Annotated in this window: 16 protein-coding genes and 1 tRNA gene; 10 read left to right on the top strand and 7 right to left on the bottom strand. The window is 62.3% G+C overall.

Going from position 1 to position 17062, the window contains the following annotated elements:
• Positions 1-30 precede the first annotated feature (30 nt).
• From E5P2_RS24755 to E5P2_RS24745, 3 genes are all read left to right on the top strand, one after another.
• A tRNA-Phe gene (locus E5P2_RS24755) sits at positions 31-106 on the top strand.
• 193 nt (positions 107-299) lie between these two features.
• Positions 300-1646, top strand: coding sequence for a tyrosine-type recombinase/integrase (locus E5P2_RS24750; RefSeq protein WP_232080837.1), 1347 nt, complete (start codon positions 300-302; stop codon positions 1644-1646).
• Between the two features lie 22 nt (positions 1647-1668).
• On the top strand, positions 1669-2880 hold the full coding sequence (locus tag E5P2_RS24745; protein ID WP_162569751.1) for a PDDEXK nuclease domain-containing protein: 1212 nt from the start codon (positions 1669-1671) through the stop codon (positions 2878-2880).
• Between the two features lie 183 nt (positions 2881-3063).
• Here E5P2_RS24745 and E5P2_RS24740 read toward each other — a convergent pair whose 3' ends face one another.
• Positions 3064-3306, bottom strand: a complete 243-nt coding sequence (locus E5P2_RS24740) for an AlpA family phage regulatory protein (RefSeq protein ID WP_162569750.1) — start codon at positions 3304-3306, stop codon at positions 3064-3066.
• 150 nt (positions 3307-3456) lie between these two features.
• On the opposite strand from E5P2_RS24740, the gene E5P2_RS24735 reads away from it, so the two are divergent.
• The gene (locus E5P2_RS24735) at positions 3457-3645 is read left to right on the top strand and encodes a hypothetical protein (protein WP_162569749.1); all 189 of its coding nucleotides are present in this window, start codon (positions 3457-3459) and stop codon (positions 3643-3645) included.
• Between the two features lie 11 nt (positions 3646-3656).
• Here E5P2_RS24735 and E5P2_RS38200 read toward each other — a convergent pair whose 3' ends face one another.
• From E5P2_RS38200 to E5P2_RS24720, 4 genes are all read right to left on the bottom strand, one after another.
• The gene (locus tag E5P2_RS38200; protein ID WP_269475701.1) at positions 3657-3785 is read right to left on the bottom strand and encodes a hypothetical protein; all 129 of its coding nucleotides are present in this window, start codon (positions 3783-3785) and stop codon (positions 3657-3659) included.
• Between the two features lie 65 nt (positions 3786-3850).
• On the bottom strand, positions 3851-4456 hold the full coding sequence (locus E5P2_RS24730) for a hypothetical protein (protein WP_162569748.1): 606 nt from the start codon (positions 4454-4456) through the stop codon (positions 3851-3853).
• 62 nt (positions 4457-4518) lie between these two features.
• Positions 4519-4836 (bottom strand): hypothetical protein, encoded by a 318-nt coding sequence (locus E5P2_RS24725; RefSeq protein ID WP_162569747.1) that lies wholly within the window; start codon positions 4834-4836, stop codon positions 4519-4521.
• A gap of 529 nt (positions 4837-5365) precedes the next feature.
• On the bottom strand, positions 5366-8653 hold the full coding sequence (locus E5P2_RS24720; RefSeq protein ID WP_162569746.1) for a VPA1262 family protein: 3288 nt from the start codon (positions 8651-8653) through the stop codon (positions 5366-5368).
• 668 nt (positions 8654-9321) lie between these two features.
• On the opposite strand from E5P2_RS24720, the gene E5P2_RS38195 reads away from it, so the two are divergent.
• From E5P2_RS38195 to E5P2_RS24690, 4 genes are all read left to right on the top strand, one after another.
• The gene (locus tag E5P2_RS38195; RefSeq protein WP_162569745.1) at positions 9322-9813 is read left to right on the top strand and encodes an H-NS family nucleoid-associated regulatory protein; all 492 of its coding nucleotides are present in this window, start codon (positions 9322-9324) and stop codon (positions 9811-9813) included.
• A 1343-nt stretch (positions 9814-11156) separates the two neighbouring features.
• Positions 11157-11687 (top strand): JAB domain-containing protein, encoded by a 531-nt coding sequence (locus E5P2_RS24700; RefSeq protein WP_162569744.1) that lies wholly within the window; start codon positions 11157-11159, stop codon positions 11685-11687.
• 438 nt (positions 11688-12125) lie between these two features.
• Positions 12126-14159, top strand: a complete 2034-nt coding sequence (locus E5P2_RS24695; protein ID WP_162569743.1) for a ParB/RepB/Spo0J family partition protein — start codon at positions 12126-12128, stop codon at positions 14157-14159.
• Positions 14160-14444: 285 nt separating this feature from the next.
• Positions 14445-14906, top strand: a complete 462-nt coding sequence (locus E5P2_RS24690) for a thioesterase family protein (RefSeq protein WP_162569742.1) — start codon at positions 14445-14447, stop codon at positions 14904-14906.
• 59 nt (positions 14907-14965) lie between these two features.
• Here the strand turns inward: E5P2_RS24690 and E5P2_RS24685 are convergent, their stop codons facing one another.
• Positions 14966-15217, bottom strand: a complete 252-nt coding sequence (locus E5P2_RS24685; RefSeq protein ID WP_232080836.1) for a hypothetical protein — start codon at positions 15215-15217, stop codon at positions 14966-14968.
• A 185-nt stretch (positions 15218-15402) separates the two neighbouring features.
• Here E5P2_RS24685 and E5P2_RS24680 point away from each other — a divergent pair, with 185 nt between their 5' ends.
• Both E5P2_RS24680 and E5P2_RS24675 read left to right on the top strand, forming a co-directional pair.
• A complete protein-coding gene (locus tag E5P2_RS24680) occupies positions 15403-15711 on the top strand; it encodes a DUF736 domain-containing protein (RefSeq protein WP_012747205.1) in 309 nt (102 codons plus the stop codon).
• 629 nt (positions 15712-16340) lie between these two features.
• Positions 16341-16682, top strand: coding sequence for a DUF2958 domain-containing protein (locus E5P2_RS24675; RefSeq protein ID WP_174262696.1), 342 nt, complete (start codon positions 16341-16343; stop codon positions 16680-16682).
• Between the two features lie 11 nt (positions 16683-16693).
• Here E5P2_RS24675 and E5P2_RS24670 read toward each other — a convergent pair whose 3' ends face one another.
• A complete protein-coding gene (locus E5P2_RS24670) occupies positions 16694-17002 on the bottom strand; it encodes a helix-turn-helix domain-containing protein (RefSeq protein ID WP_162569740.1) in 309 nt (102 codons plus the stop codon).
• Positions 17003-17062: the final 60 nt, after the last annotated feature.

Below are 17062 nucleotides of genomic sequence, written 5' to 3'. Positions count from 1 at the left end.
CACTGATTGTTCGGTCACCGAAGCGTACATGGCCCGGTAGCTCAGTTGGTAGAGCAGCGGATTGAAAATCCGCGTGTCGGTGGTTCGATTCCGCCCCAGGCCACCACCTCTCTTTCTCAGACGATCCCAAGACAGCTCAAAAGTCCTTGTAATTCAAGGACTTAGCCTGAAAAGGCGGCTCAGGCGGTATCGTCAAATCCCACAACGTCCCGTTTTTGCGTGTACCCCTAGGTGTACCCCAGACTGCTTTTCAACTGCAGTTTTTCTGGGGGTACACCTTGGGACACCTTACTGATCTCTTGATCAAGGCGGCGCAGCCGCGCGATGCCGAGTACATGCTGGCTGATGGCGAGGGCCTCTATCTTCGCGTTCGGCCGGGCGGCAAGGTTTGGATCTACCGCTACAAGCATCTGGGCCGGCCGACCAAAATGAGCCTGGGCAGCTATCCAGTGGTGTCCTTGGCGGCCGCGCGCAAGAAGGCTCTTGACGAGGCGAGAAAGCGCCACGAGGGCGTGGACCCGCGCGACGTTCGCCGAGAGGATCAGGAGCGGCAGCGCGTGGCGCGCCTGAACACCTTCGATCGAATGGCCCGTGCTTGGCACGCGCAGGCGTGGAAGGACCGCGAATGGTCTGTCGGCTACGCTGAGAAAGTGCTGCGGCACCTTGAGTTGCACGTCTTTCCTTGGATTGGCGATCGCCCCATGGATGGCATCTTGCCAACCGAGCTCGTGCGATGCCTGCACCGAATCAAGGAGCGGGGCCACCTGGAGACGGCTCAGCGGGTACGCGAGGCGGTGCAGCACGTCTTTCAATACGCGGTCGACGTGGGCGCGCTCGAGCCGGCCAAGAATTTTGTGAACGGCCGTACCGGGGGATTGCCGCCGCCTCGCGCCCGCCATTTCCCAGCGATCACCGATCCGAAGCAGCTCGGACAACTGCTGCGTGACATTCGCGCCTACAAGGGCAATGTCATTACCCGTGCCGCCTTGCAGCTCTCTCCGCTTCTGTTCCAAAGGCCTGGCCAGTTGCGGCTGGCGCACTGGGAAGACCTCAGCTTCGAGCAGCAGCTTTGGCGGTGCCCACCCGAGAAGATGAAGCTGAGAGAGTGGAAGAAACGGGACAGCCGCACCCCGGCGCACCTGGTGCCGCTGCCTCTGCAGGCAGTGGCCATCCTGCAGGACCTGTATCCGCTGACCGGCCCCACCGGCCCGATCTTCCGCAGCATGGCCAAGCGCACGGAAGCAACCCGCTACATGAGCGACAACACGATCAATAGCGCGTTGCGCACGCTTGGCTACGACACGAAGGAAGAGATCACCGGTCACGGATTCCGCGCCACGGCGCGCACGCTCATCCGCGAGTACCTCGGATGGGACAGAGAAGTGATCGAGCGACACATGGCGCACGGCTCCGACGAGGAGCTGGGCAGCGCCTACGACCGCACCACGTTCCTGGCCCAGCGGCGCAAGATGATTCAACTATGGGCGGACTTGCTCGATGATCTTGCCGCGGGCAAGGTGTTGACGGTGCTTGGTGCCGCGTTCCCAAAGCCAAGAGCGCGCGAGAGGCGGGCGGTGAAGGCGGTCCCTTCTGCCGATGACCTGCGGCTATCGCGCGTGGCTGTTTTGGCCGGTATCGCGGAGTAGCGGTGCCATGGGTCAGAAATCCATGAGCAAAGCCACTGCTTCCACGACCAAGGCGAAAGCGGTCGGCTCGCCTGACGGGTATGCCGATTTTCGTGGCGGCATCGTCGAACTGCTCGATGCCGCACGGCAGGCGGCTGCCCGGAGTGTCAATGCGCTGATGACGGCCAGCTACTGGGAGATCGGGCGCCGCATAGTCGAAGCCGAGCAGAAAGGCCGGCGCCGGGCAAGTTATGGCGAACAGCTAATCGAGCGGCTTTCGCTCGACCTCACGCGCCAGTTTGGCCGGGGATTCAGCCGTCAGAACCTGCAGCAGATGCGCGCGTTCTTTCTGAGCTGGCCAATTCGCCAGACGGTGTCTGGCGAATCCCTCGAACTGCCGTCGCCTAGAAGCAGAGCAAAGGCGCCGGCAGTGGATACGCCGCCAGCGGCCGGGTTCAGTGTCACATGCTCATCCCGACCAGCACGCATTGAGGAACTGGCGGAGGTCTTCGCGCTGCCCTGGTCTGCCTACGTACGGCTGCTGGCGGTCAAGGACGGCGATGCGCGCTGGTTTTATGAGACCGAGGCTTTGCGTGGAGGGTGGAGTGTGCGCCAGCTGGATCGCCAGATCGGTAGCCAGTTCTATGAGCGTACCGCGTTGTCGAGGAACAAGGCCGCGATGCTGGTCAAGGGCGCGATAGCGAGGCCAGAGGATGCCGTGGCGCCCGGAGATGCAGTGAAGGATCCGTATGTGCTGGAGTTCCTGGACCTCAAGGATGAGTATTCGGAATCCGACCTGGAAGAAGCACTAATCCGCCGGCTGGAAGACTTCCTGCTCGAGCTGGGTAGCGACTTCAGCTTTGTCGGTCGCCAGAGGCGGCTGCGCATCGACCAGACCTGGTACCGCGTGGATCTGCTGTTCTTTCATCGCCGGTTGCGTTGCCTCGTCATCATCGACCTGAAGCTTGGGGCGCTAACCCACGCCGACGTGGGCCAGATGCACATGTACTGCAACTACGCGAGAGAAAACTGGACCCTTCCCGAAGAGAATCCGCCGGTCGGCTTGATCCTGTGCACCGACAAGGGCCATGCGCTGGCGAAGTACGCGCTGGAAGGGCTGCCCAGCAAGATCATGGCGGCGAACTATAGGACTGTGTTGCCGGATGCAGAGTTGCTTCAAACCGAACTCGAGAAGACACGGCGCATGCTGGAGGCCCGCGGCGGCGGTTTCCGCGGGAAGGGCCGCACGCGATAGCGCTCGGGGGTGTGCGGTCAGGGATCCGTAAGGCAACGTGCATGCGTACAAACCGGGGCACGTGGGCAGAGCGGAGAGTAGGGGCCGTACAGCCGCGTCTAGGCGCGGCGTGGTCCCGGCCAGGATTGGACTATTGGCAAGCCTTGAAAGGTCGCGCGCGATGCAGTCCGCACGTGGCGATCATCACGAACCAGGCCTTCTCGAGCGGTACCCGTCCGGATCGTCGATCCAGGCTTGAAGCGCTTCGCTGGGCCAAGCCGAGGCCCGGCCCCCGAGGTGGACGGGGGCAGGGAAGCGTCCCTCCGAGATACGGCGGTACAGCGTGGTGCGACTTAGTGCTGTGATGCGCACCACGTCGCGCAGGCGATAGAAGGCAGGTGGCGCTTTTGATTGGTTGGGCTTAGGCAATGTTTGATGGAAGAGCACAGCACGTCCTTGTGAGTAACGTCGAAAGGATGCGTCCGGACCAAACTTGGGAAAACCCAACAAGACGCGCCTCGGCGCAAGCAATACAAGTGCGCGCACGTGGCGAATTAGTTGCTACTGGGGTGACGAAACTGAGGAAGAGCAGTGAGCATGAAGCTCACATCCGCTTTGGCCGATTTCCTGTTCGATCCGCACGCGCTGATTTCGCGGCGAGGCGCGGTAAGCATGGCCCGAAGGCCCCTTCAGACTGATCTCGGCCGTACCGGGCCACCATCGTGGATATCCGCTTCCAATCTGTTGGCACTCATTACCAACAGCCACTTCACGGCGACGGCATGAACACGCATGGGTCAATGCGCGACCCATACGACCAGGGCAATGCTCAACGTCAGCAGGAGCAAGACCAGAGCGCCGAAGGGGTTGCGTTCAAGGACCTGCACCAAGGCAGCGATATCGGTGAGCTTGGGAAGACGGACCAAGATAAATCCTTTCGTGAGGAGCGTGCTGTACTGCGCACTGCCGTCACGATAGGCAAGAGGCCACGCTACGTCATCCGTTTTCGCCGTTTCGTCAAAAACGCCGAAAGCGACGCGTCCTTGTTCAGAAACTCCGACTGGCTCTTCTCGATCATGCCGATCAGCGCCTTCGCCTTGGTTTTGCCGACGCCATAGTCCCGCGCCGCCAGTGTCCGGCTGACTGCGCCATCGAACGACACCAGCGTCTCATCTGCCAGTACGGCATCCCACACGTCGTGCCAGATCTTTCCGCCAAGCTGCCAGTCAAGACGGGCAGCAGCCGCCTTCTTGGGCGAGTTCGTCGGGATGTTGGCGGCTGTGAAGACTTCGTCAAGCGAATGCACTTTGCCGGGCTGCAGGAAGTTGTCCATGCTCTTGCGGAAGGCTTCTGCCAGCCATTGCGGCAACGGCAGATTTTCTTCCGCGCACATGCTGATGGCTTGCAGCAGCGAGAGCGTATTGCCCTCTTCGTAGCGCTTGCGAAAGACATCGAGAAGGCGATGCACTTCGAAAAGTGACTGGCAACGCATCGACCCTTTGGGATGACCGAAGCGATGCCCAGTGCGAAAGAATGCTGCGACCTTACCCCATGCCGGTTCGAGTCCGGCAAGGTCACGCTCGTCCTCGTCACTCACAGATTCAAACGAGGGAAACAATTCCTGTCACCCTTCCTGAGCGCAAGGCACGGCCGGTTCGCTTAGCCACGAAGGAGGCGCTGCAACTGCTTGCCGAGTGAGACGAGCCACAGGCCAAGCGCTAGCAGCATCACGGCGGGTAAACAGCCAACGATCGATTCCGGCACCCACCAGGTGGGCTGGGATGGATAGATATCCGCCAACGTACTCGCCACGCCCGCCTGTTTGGCGATGCTGTGAATTGCCGCCGTGGCGCTTGTGGCTGCGTGGCCTATCGCGCCCGCAAACAGGATGAGCCAGCCGGCGCACGCGAGCGCGCGCCCAAGCGTCAACAGACGCCGGGGTTGTTCGAGGCAAAACGCGGGCAGAAAATCAAGCATGTCAGGTCCTTTCGGGTCGGCATCACGCCGAAGCCTAAAACACTGCATCTAGGCAGTTGTTGAAGTTGAAACACAAGACACAGCGTACTTCAGATTTCGGTTTTAGGCGACTCGGGCCATGCCTAATCCTGGCTCGCTGCCTGCAAGCGCAACGCGCAGTCTCGTGCTCTCGTCGGCAGCGTTGCGAGTGCTTATTGAGAGTCTCTACATACGCCATATAACATGCCCGCGCCTTATCGAAACCATCGGATTGGGGGAATCTCGTGCCTGGCCACAGACGACGTTCCGCAAAATCCGTAGCGCACAGACTGCTTGCCCGGAATTTCCAGACACTTCAATACGTAGTTCTTTCTTTGGTTCGATCGCGGGCACAACAGGTTCATCGAGCAGATTGAGAGCGTGCCGGATTGGGCGATTGGTTCGACATGGCGTTTGCCAAAATAAGAGCTGATTGTTCCGATTCCATCTCATGAACTAGCTATTGAATTTTCCTCTTCGACTCGTCACTTGAGGTGGAAATTTCCGCCGCCTAGTCGAGGAACGCGGCGAGCTCGCCCTGCTTGCCGGCGCCCCCGGACCGCCATTCGCTCATCGGCCTGACCATCGCAAGCTCGTGGGCGCCCCGTGACACTTCCTCTAACTCGCGGTCGGTCATGCCGCGCGCCCACAGGTGGTACTGACACCTTCGGGCGAACGCCAGAATCCACATCGATACCACCAGGGCATCGTCCCACTGCGCCCAGCCTGAAGTGCTGGCGAGGGGCTGTTGCACGATTCGTCGCTGCCGTTTCAGGATCGCCCGCATGGACATCAGACTGGCCTGCTTTCGCTTGGAGCCACTGTAGGCGAAGAGAAACGCGGCGGTGTCGGTCGTCTGGCCCTCACGCGCTCGGGCAAACTGCCGCGGCTGGCGCTTCAGTTCCGGGCCAAGCAAGGCAACCAGCTCCTGAACCCAGATCTCGCACGCATCGTCAGTGCTGGCGCGGTCGTTCCTCAACAAGGGAGAGATCACATCCTGGAACAGCCACGGCTCGGTCCACGCCAGTTGCCGCATATGTCCGCGCATGGAGTCGACCAGCCGCCTCAGCTCTCCATCGGGAACGGTCGCCGGCAGTGCCTCGTGTAGTGCCGCGACTAGGCCGTTGTAGATCTCGGCTTTCTTCGGGTTCCCTGCCGCGTGATGAACCATCCAGCCCAGGGCACGCACCCGCTCCGGGTAGGCAAAGGCGGCCACTAACTGCAGAACTGTGGCAAGCCCTTCCGGCTTTTCCAGCTGCATCTCAATCGCATTCAGTCCCATCCATTGCAGCAGGCCATTGCGGCTGCGAACGAGGCGTTCCCGTTGCACCTCGCTGATCTCGAACTGTATCGACAGCGAGATGTCGCTGACGATCTGGCTCAACAGGGACAGTCGCACCGCGTCCGGGCTTTGAGGCTCCATAGGTGCGCTTGCCACTTGGGCTTCGGCGATGGAGAGCAGGGCGTCTGGGGCATACCACCACAGAAACCTGATGGCGAAGTACTCCGGCCAGGTCAGAGCTGCGTATTTTGTCGCATGAAACAAGTGATGTGGGTGATAGGAGCTGCGTAGCAGGGTCTCTACCGGCGCCCGAAAAAACCGAGCGTCCGTCACGAACAATTCCTTGTCCACCTCGTCGTGAGCGCGGTAGAAAGATGCCTTGAGAAACCGCGCCAGGAACTCCAGAAAGCCACGCTCGAATTCAAGCTCGCGAAAGCGGCGATCCCCGGCGCGTGAATGCGCGAGCACCTCCCCGAGCACCTCCCAGGTCGCCGTAAAGTCCGCGAAATCGCCCGCCTGCTGGCCCAGGCAATTGCGCAGGCCTGCCGTCTCGGGCAGCGTGAGCGAGTCATCCTTGAGCAGCATCAGCGCTGCCATCCGCTCCTTCAGCGGATCGCCGCTCAAGCCTTTTAGCGACGGCTCGCCGGTCCATACGCTCAGCGCGTCGCCTGCCAGCGCCTTCTCGAGGAAGCGTAGTGGCTCGTAGCGTCGCGGCGCCGTTGACGACGCCGTGGAGTCGAAGAGAAGCCGCATGTTGGGATTCTCGGCCTCGCCTTCGGTCTGCGCCGCCTCGGCTTCCTGAATCAGCCCAACCTTGTATTGCTCAACCTTGAGCAGAATATCCGCAGGGATCGGAGTAACCAGCAAGGGGTGGTTTTCGGCGGCTTTCTGAAACGAGTTGGACAGGTTGAAGCCTGCAACCGGTAGCCTTTCAGGTCCCATGATCAGAATGTAGCGATCATGCAGCCGGCCATCCTTCAGGCCGTAGATGCGGAGGTTCATGCGCTTCAGTAGGTGCCGGTTGTGCTCACAGCTGGCCACCAGGTTGTTAATCCCGTCAGAGGTAGGCTTGTCGGATTCGCCAGGCGTAGCTTCGCCTTCCTTGGATGGCTTGGGTAGGGACCTGAAGACGATGTAATTGGCTTCCGGCGCCGCACAGAGCAACACCAAACCCAAGCCCGCGGTCTCGAAATAGGGATCGAAAATGACCATCTGGTGCTGCTGGTACTTGGCCAGTAGCGCTCTGAACCACTCCACGAATTGCAGCCGTCCTGCGCCGTCGCCCTTGCCCCAGCGCAGGAAGAACTGCCCCTCCGATTGCGGCGGATGGAGCCGCGCAAAAAGAGATATGAGATCGCGGTTGACCGGGACCCAAGGGTCCGCCTCACGCCCGCCGATGCGGTTGGTAAATCCCAGGTTGCCACGATTGATCGTTAGGGCTGCCTTCACCCGCGTCGACACGGACGGCCGAGTTGTTTTTTCCAGCCAGTCGAACTTGACCGGGTTAGCCCCGTTGCCCGCCACATGCCCTTGAAGATGAAACTCCCGGAAGTACCCGATCCGCCACCGGCAACACAGTGAACCCTCGCGGGGATGGTCACCGTGGAAGCCGAAGATCTCCAGTTCGGTGCTGTCGGTCATCGCGCGTAGCTGTTCGCCGAGTTCGAACTTGCACTCAAACACGTCTTCTGCATCGCGTTCTGCCGTGGCGACAACCGCGTGAACGATTCGGCCGTCATTTGCGATGCTCAGGCGGAACTGGAAGCCGCTGTAGTGCGGGACCTGCATCGGATTAAAACGGGCGACCAGGGCATGCGGGGCATCGGCCCAGCTCACGCTCAGCAAGCGCCGCTCCTGGTCGTCCAGCGCAGGAAAGACCAGCAACTCAAGGTCGCCAAATCGAGTGGTATCGGCGCCACCGAAGTCGAGGCCTGTATCTGCGTTGAGTTGCTTGATCACGGATGCGGTCAGGGCGACGTCATAGTCTTGGCCCAGGCGGAACAGCGCCCCCTTGTCGGTCTGGGTTATCGAAGCGCTGAAGGCGCCGGCTCCGCCATGCGGGCTGGAGGACGAATGCCGGTCAAACGCGTCGCGGTTGAGGAGGTAGGCGACGGGGCGGTAGACCAGGTCCTCTGCGGCGAGCGCGGTCGTTCCGAACCTCGCATTCAATAGGTCCGCGAGACCGAGCTTCAGCTCATTGCTGATTGCCGAGACAGCTCGGCCAGCGCTCAATTGCCGTAGCAGGTCCGCGCAGTGGACGCTTTTGACATACAGGTTGAGGCGCGCAACCTGGGCCTGGACTTGCCCGAAGCTATGGAATCTGTCGTCGTCGCTGCCTGACCAGCTGTCTCTGGAATGGCTGTAGGGTAGCAGGCGGCCGTAGACTATGCGATTTTCAATCGATTGCTCGGACTTGATCTGCAAGATCCACAGCTGGAGCGCGCAGTGGCGGGCATCCTTCGAGAACAGCCGCGCCAGCCGGCCGTCGTTGAGCAGGTCATCTAATACAGCAGCCATTGAGTCCTTACGAGCGTCTTTCAGAATTTCATATTGGCACCGACACTGGAATACACGCTATTTCGGAGCTGCGCCGATGTCGGCGAGCACCGAGCCCTCGGGCTCCAAACTCGCATGCGTGCAGAGTTCGCGCACCGATCGGGTAGCTCACTCGATTGTCAGCGCGGTGACTCAAGATGGAGGCGGTGCCAGCAGTCTACTGTCTGCTCTGCCAAGCAGCGCTGATTGCGTACTTCCGTCTCGGGTCGGCAGTGCCAATTGGAGCGCTTGACCAGAAAACATTCGATCGGTTTCGACGCCGGATGGCGGCAGCCTCGATCGAGTCGCCGACATGGAGAAAATGTCGCCGCGCGCTGGCGACAGGCTATGTTCGTAGAACATTGAGATTGATTGTTGGAGAGGAGATTTCTCGGGTAAATGGACTGCTGGAATGTGCACGAGACCATGAACTCAGGCTGCGGTCGCGAATGACGGAGCCCACTTGCGTTGCAGACATTGTCCCAGTGGGGCGACATGCGAGAGGCAGGACCTCCGTGTTGAACTTGCTTATCTTGGGTTGCGATTCATCTGAGTCTTCGAGGCAATGCGAGGCCGCTTGGAAGCTCGCACGGTGGGGCGCTTTCAGAAAGCAGTAAGCTTCGCCTGTAATTGACTTCAAGATAACCTCCATGGCTCAAACCTTCAAGCAGATTCAGAAGCAGATTGAAGCGCTGCAACGCCAGGCGGATAAGTTGCGAGACAGTGAGATCCAGGGAGTGGTTTCCAGGATCAAGGTCGCGATCAAGCACTACGGTCTGACCGCGGAGCAGCTGGGCGTCGGGGCCAAGTCCGGTCCGACCAGGTCGAAGCAGGAGACGGCGGCCCCAAGTCACTCCGCAAAGTACAGCGATGGCCAAGGCAATGTCTGGTCCGGTCGCGGATCTCGGCCGCATTGGCTCAGAGATGCTCTGAATGCGGGCAGGACGCTCGATGAGTTCACCGCCGCAGGCGCCAAGCCGACGAAGGCCGAGAGCAAACCAAAAAAGATGTCCAAGAGGCGTCCGTCGAGTTTGCTCTATCGCGATGAAGCGGGACACACGTGGACCGGTCGCGGGCCGCAGCCACGGTGGTTGAAGGAAGCCCTGACCAGCGGCAAGACGCTCGAGGAGCTATCGCGCTGACTTCTCGCTTCGCGTCACATGCGCCCAGCGGCCCGTGCATTCAAGATTTGAGCCGCTTGCGCTGAACCAATCTGCTGTCGTGACCGGCGCGCATACCGCCAAAGCGATCATCTCAGGCTTGGATCATCGGGATACTAGCCAGTGCCGCGACGTGGTCGCGATGACCCGCGCGGCGTGGGTGTTCAACTCCTCGCGCGTTGCCACTGGAAAGGGCCAGGACGAGCCTCTGACGATTCGCTGCGGGGGCGCGAAGGGAAGCACCCGCGCAGTGGCTGGGGCGAGGTTGGAATGGATCATGGCGTCGCCTCGATGTTGTTCTTGGGGTTCGATGCATTTTACTGGACGGACTGGATAAACATACAGTACTATGTCGGCATGGACAAGCTGTCGCCGACCCAATGGATTGCCGAGTGCGCCGAGCGGCTGCATGAGCACTGGCACACGGTAGCTCCCGTGCAACTGGAGGAGGTCGCTGTGGATCTCAGGCGCGACGCTCATCTGCGTTCGATGTCTCCCTCGGAGGCAGCGGCAGAGTGGCTCAGGCCGATATCTTCAGCCTCTGACGGTGCGTCTTGATCGGCTGTCTACAGCTGACCTCAATCTCTGCTGCGCCAAAATCGGTCCATGACGGATCCGAGCGAACTCTCCGACGAGGAGCTTTCTGCACTTGCGCGCGACTGGCGTCGGGAAGCCTTGCGTGGCGTGCTGCACGCGCGTGGATATGCCCACGCTTACGAGGCTGAGTTTCGCCGACGCATGGGTCCTGCAGCGACCCTGAGCGCTCCGCTGGACACGCGTCCACTGTCGGTTCGTTCTCGGCCGTGGTGGCGGTTCTGGTGAGCCGAGGGATGCTTGCGGCCAGTTGCTTGCCTGCTAACCGCAGCAACGCGGCCGTACGCAGGAGAGCTGCGCCGCCCGGTTTTCAGCGGCGGCAGCCTCCTGCATCCTTTTGTGAGATCTTGTGACCGGGTGAGGGCGCCAAAAGCGGAACAACGACATTCCGGTTCCACGGATTTGCGTGCGTCTCCCGGCGAAACCGGGCCGCGCTGGGCGTGCTGCGCATCGAGTCGCCGATAGCGTATCGCCCCTGCGGGCTTCCATCGCTGACGCCTGCGGCCTTTCGCGATGCTGCAGGCCTGCGCGCTGTGCTTGCAATTTAGGCAGATGAACACGGAGTGGAGCTGGCTTGCTGTTCCCTTCACCGTAGCACAGCGTTCTCGCTGTCAAGGTCTGCGCGCACGTTGTGCGCTTGCGTCCTGGCGGCCGTCTTCGAACCCTGACGGCTGCGCTGCGCCGTGCTGCTTCTGGTCTCGGGCAATCCCGCCCGATTCACGGAGCCGACCATGTCGCACGATCAATTTTCTTCCCTCGCTTCCTTCGAGTCTTCCGCTTGTGTTTCGCTTCTCGTTCGTGATGTCGCGGGCGAATACCGTCCAGCCGAGGCCAATGAAGTGCTGCAGGCCGCACAGCGGCTGCTAGCGGGGCGGGTGCGTGGTAGCGACATCCTGACATCGCCGGCGGCGGTGCGGGACTTCCTGCGTCTGCGACATGGGCCGCTGGAGCACGAAGTGTTCGCGGTGGTGCACCTCGATTCGCAGCATCGTGTACTGGACTACGTGGAGATGTTCCGCGGGACGGTGACACAGACGTCGGTTTATCCGCGAGAGGTGGTCAAGGAGACGCTCGCGCGCAACAGCGCTGCGCTGCTTTTGGTCCACGGGCACCCCGCAGGGGTGGCGGAGCCCTCGCGGGCCGACGAGGCGCTGACTCGGACCTTGAAGACCGCGCTGGCGATGGTTGACGTGCTGGTGCTGGATCACCTGATCGTTGGTGGCGAGGTCATCTACTCGATGGCTGAGCATGGGCTGATGTAGCTGCTGGGGCCTTCGGCCCCTTTTTCTTCCCGTTGCGTGCGCGCTGCGCGCGTGAGCCTGGCTGGCGGCCGTTGCTGGCCGACTCCCTCGATCTCTTTCTCTCCGGTGGCGCTGCGCGTTGCTTCGCGCCACCTGCGCGCCGCGCTGCGTGCGGCTTGCCTGGCCTCTGCGGGCGCTCCTCCCGTCAAGGGCCGCTGCGGCACCCGTGTCCTCGGCTTCGCCTGCGGGCCGCGCCAGCGCCTTCGCTGTTCTCCCTTGACGGCGCACCCGCGCCGGCCCCAGCCGGCCTCTATGGCCGCGAAAGGGCTTCGCGGCCCCTGCGGAGCCCACACACCAAGGAGAGCGCCTATGCACAGACCCACCCTCTGAACCCAGTTTCGGCTTTCGTTTTTTCCAGTTTTGTTTTCCAACGTCCCGACATGGGACAGGAGTTCGATCATGAATACTGTTGATACGCCAGAAGATTCCGCCCTTGAAGCGGCCGTACCTGCGCAGAACATGGTACTGGTGCCGCTTTCGCGGTTGCGTTCGCGGCCGTCCAAGCGCAACGTACGCCGGAAGGCTTGCACGTCGATTGCTGCGTTGGCTGCCAGCATCCGGCGTCTGGGCCTCCTGCAAAACCTCACCGTGATTGCTTCCGGCGATGACGGAGAATTCGAGGTCGTCGCCGGCGGGCGGCGCCTCGCGGCCTTGAAGCTGCTCGCGAGGAAGCGGCACATCGCAGAGGATTGGCCGGTGCCTTGCCTGCTGGTGGCTGACACGCTGGCGCGCACGGCCAGTCTGGCCGAGAACGTGCAGAGGGAGGCCATGGGGCCCGTGGACGAGCTGCGCGCATGGAAGGCTCTGGTGGCCGAGGGCCGCTCGGTGGAGGCCATCGCTGCGGACTTCGGTGTGACGCCGTTGGTGGTCAAGAGGCGGCTGCGGCTCGCCAACGTCTCGCCGCGCCTGCTGGCGGACTATCAGGCCGAGGCCGTGACCCTCGACCAGTTGATGGCGCTGGCCATCACGGACGACCATGCGGCACAGGAGGCCGCGTTCTACGACAGCCCGGCGTGGCAGCGCAGCCCCGAGGCGCTGCGCGAGCATCTGACCCATGAAGAGATCGATGCCAGCCGGGATGCGCTGGCCCGCTTCGTCGGGTTGGAGGCCTACGAGGCCGCAGGCGGCGGTGTGCGCCGCGACCTGTTCTCGGACGAACAGCAGGGAGGCTATCTCACCGATGCCGGGTTGCTGGACACGCTTGCGCGCAACAAGCTCGCCGCCGTCGTCGAACAGGTTCAGCTGGAGGGCTGGGGGTGGGTGGAGGTCGCGCCGCGTGCCACATCTGCCGAGTTGCACCTCTTCGAGCGGGTGCGGCGCACGCGCCGCGATCCGAACAGGACCGAGGCCAAGCGCATCGCCAAGCTCGAAGGAAAGCAGAACGAACTGCAGGACCGCCTCGATGATGAAGATGCGGAACTGAGCGATGACGGCGTGCGCGCGATCCATGAGGAACTGGACCGGCTCGGCAGCGAACTGGAAGCGATCGAGCAGACCCTGATGATCTATTCGCCCGGCGCGGTGGAAATGGCCGGCGCCGTGGTGTCGGTGGATCACATGGGCGGCGTGGTGGTGCACCGTGGGCTGCTGCGCGAGGAACAGGCCAAGGCGCTGCGGGCGCAGGAGCGGCAGGAGGCCAGCGCGGCAGGCGAGGAGCGCAGCGGCCACGGTGGCGATGCCGATGAGTCGGCCAAGCCCGGCATCTCGGAGAAGCTGGCGAAGCGGTTGAGCGCGCACCGCACGGCCGCCTTGCAGGCAGAGGTCGCGCGGCATCCGCAGGTGGCGCTGGTGGCCATGGTGCATCGGCTCGCGCTGCGCGTGGTCTTCGACAGCTACGGTTCCGGTAGTTCGCCGATCGACATCATCGCCACACCGCAGGATGGGCTGGCGCAGCATGCCCCGGATTTGGCGGACTCTCCTGCGGCGGTGGGTATGGGCAAGGTAAGCGAGGCTTGGGCGGCGCGCTTGCCGAAAGATCCCAAGGCCCTCTTTGCCGAACTGCTGGCCCTGCCGCAGGGCGAACTGCTGTCGCTGTTGGCGGTGTGTGTGGCTTCCACAGTCAGCGTGCTGGCGTCCCGCGAGGACGAGGTGCCTGCCGCCGGGCTGGCCAAGGCCGTGAGCCTCGACATGCACGACTGGTGGAAGCCGACCGCTCAAGGCTACTTCGCGCACGTGTCCAAGGCGAAGGCGCTGGAGGCGGTGCTGGCCTTTGCGCCCGATCACGTGACCCGTCTGTCCAAGCTCAAGAAGGCCGAGATCGCGAGCGAGGCTGAAAGGCTCGCGGCCGGGACCGGGTGGCTGCCGCTGATGTTCAGGGGCGAGGCAGAACCGGGCCCTGAGACGCCGACATCTTCGGGGATCGAAGCGGTGCTGGAAGCGGATGAAGCCGCTGCCGAGGCCAAGGACCGCGAGGAACTGGCGACAGGCGCATAGGAATGAGGACCCGGCCGGAGGCCGGGGCCTTGGATGTGCGAGCGCAAACGCGCGCGGCAGGTATGCCGCGCGCGTTTTCATTTTGCGACGGGTGGGGCGATCGACACATAGTGGCATCGGGGAAGTTCGCAATCGAGGCAACCTCTACGTCATGGTTCGCCCAGGTATGCCTCGCTAGGTTGGCTGCACCAGTGCATCGCGTGAGCATCGTGAGAGTTCCGATCCAGATGCGTTCGCTTCTGGATCGGATTCGGAGAACTCCACGATTTCACTCCTCACATCCTCATGAACCAACAAGGCGTCAGCGAAATCTGCTTTGAAGAAACCTACGCAGTACCGCAGGACCAGACTGCGCGATCATTGTTTGCGAGGCTGCCGCACGGCAGCGCCTACGCGCAGACGCTGATCGAATGTCTGGCGACCGGATACCTGGTCGCGGTTGTCGAATCCATCTGCATTCGCGAAATGCAGATGCATGTCGATTCGATGGTGGAAGTGGTGGTGGGCCGCACCGTGTACATCGAGCATCGCGGTCCGATTCCACCGACGACAAGTCTGCGCGTACGGGGATGGGTCGAGAGACTGGGTGAGCGCAGTGCGACGTTCCGTGTCCAGGCCCATGACGACCACGAACTCGTGCTCGACGGGACTGTCACGCTTGTTGCGGCTCACCGGGCCAGCATCGAGTCACGTATTGCCATGAAGGTCGATGCGCTTGAGACGGCCCGCGGCGGGCAGCGGGTCTGACGGCAGGGAACGATGGGTCATCGAGCGTCACGGATCAATCCCTCGCCGTGGATGGCTGACTATCTCCATGCCGCCGATGCCATCACGTCTGCAGCCTCGACGCCGTGGGGCGTTCCGGTGGCGCTTTCTTGGTCAGCCGGGCTGAACCTGGACTGCTCCGGGCTCATACCGGAAGGCCATTGCTGCGGCACCAGTGCCTGGGCTATGCATCCTTTCGGGATCAGGTTCACGCCCACGGCCTTGTATTTGCCGTGAGTCCTGGCGCGGGCACGGCGGCGCTTCTCTTCGTTGCGCTTCGCCTCGGGCTTCATCGCCGCAACCGTGCGGCCCGACAAATTTCCCCGACCTGCGGTCTTCCTCGCGAAGCAAATTTCTCGGGCCTTCCGGTCCTTCACTGCGTTGCGGCCTTCGGTGCGACGCGCCCGGACCCGCACCGTCCGGATCACGCCAAGGCCGCGATGGGCGCGGACCTGGTCAACTTCGAAAGGATTTCATCATGGCCAACATCGGCACTTTCACCGCACAGAACAACGGCTTCACCGGCACGGTTCGCACCCTGACGCTCAACGTCAAGGTCAAGATCGCTCCCAGTGACAAGGAAAGCGAGAACGCCCCGGACTACCGCATCGTGGCGGGCACCGGCTACGAGATCGGCGCGGCATGGAAGAAAGTCAGCAAGGCGGACCGACCCTATCTGTCGGTGACGCTGGATGACCCGTCGTTCCCGGCGACCATCTACGCCCGTCTGGTCGAGGGCGATGACGGCGCGCACAACCTGATCTGGTCGCGCAGCAAGGGCGACTGATCGTCGCCCCGGCGCCCCACCAGCAGGTGGGGCGTTTTACCTCTGGGTTCCATCAATGGCCCGCACTCGTCGCGGGCCGTCTCGTATCTGCGTGTGCGCGCTGAATGGCGAAAGTGCGGATTGGCACCAATCCGTGTTTTCTGATTTCCTGATCTGTGGATCGTCGTGACCCCGATTTTGCGGTTCTACGGATGCACGGGCAGCAGTGGATGTGCGAGAGGCATTTCTGCGGATTCGTGGGTTTGTGCAGAGATGCATCGCAGGTTTTACGAATCGACGTGCATCCGCATCGGCGCCGAAGGCATTCGTGCGTCTCCCGGCGGTGCCGGGCCGGGCTGTCGTGCTGCGCATCGAGCCGCCGATGGCGTCTCGCCCCTTCGGCTTCCATCCCTGGCGCCTGCGGGCTTCACTTCGTTCCCGGCCTGCGCGCTCCGCTTGCCCCAAGCGAAGACAGGGAAGGAGGCTGGTTTTCTGTTCCCTTCATCGTTGCACGGCGTTCTCGCCGTCAAGGTCTGCGCGCACGTCGTGCGCTTGCGGCCGCGGCCGTCTGCGAACCCTGACGGCTGCGCTGCGTCGTGCGGCTTCGGTCTCGGGCAATCCCGCTCTGCATCCTTTTTCAAGGAAAAATTATGACGAAGCTTCTTACCGACGACCAACGCGAACAACTGCTGGCCAATGGCCGGGAGTCGACCGAGAACCCCCACTTCGATCCACAGCCCGTGGTCAAGCTGTTCACACCGGACGCCGGCGCGACGTGGTTGCTGAGCGAACTCGATTCTGACGAAACCGCGTTTGGACTCTGCGACCTCGGGCAAGGTTTTCCCGAGCTGGGCTATGTGAGCCTGGCGGAGCTGGAGGGCTTGCGCGGGAAATGGGGTCTGCCCATTGAACGGGATCTGTACTTCAGGGCCGACAAGCCCATCAGCGCTTATGCGCGTGAGGCCCGGATGGCGGGACGTATCGTGGCGTAGCGCCGCGGGGATCAGCCTTCTGCGGGAGGCTGATGCCATTCCTTCGGCAGTCTGGCCTCGGTCTCGAGCATCAGCTCGCCGGCACTGCGGCCGAGCGCGCGGGCGATCTTGAATACGAGGGCCAGAGTGGGCATGTGCTCGCCACGCTCAATCTTGCCCATGTGTGAACGTTCGATACCGGCCAGGTGCGCCAACGTTTCCTGCGCGACGCCCTCCTCGGTTCTCGTTGCGCGCACCACAGCCCCGAAGGCACGGGCGGGCGCAACCTCGAAGGTTGTTGCGCCCAATGGCCGCCCCCGCTGAATGGCTCGCTTCTGCATGGACAGAAGCGTCGAGATTCAGCACAATTTAAACCACGTTATCTTTAACTCAATCCTTAC

Source organism: Variovorax sp. SRS16 (genome assembly GCF_901827165.1).
Classification (GTDB): Bacteria; Pseudomonadota; Gammaproteobacteria; order Burkholderiales; family Burkholderiaceae_C; genus Variovorax.
Note: the sequence above shows the minus strand (reverse complement) of the source record. Positions and strands in the feature narration are given on the sequence as shown.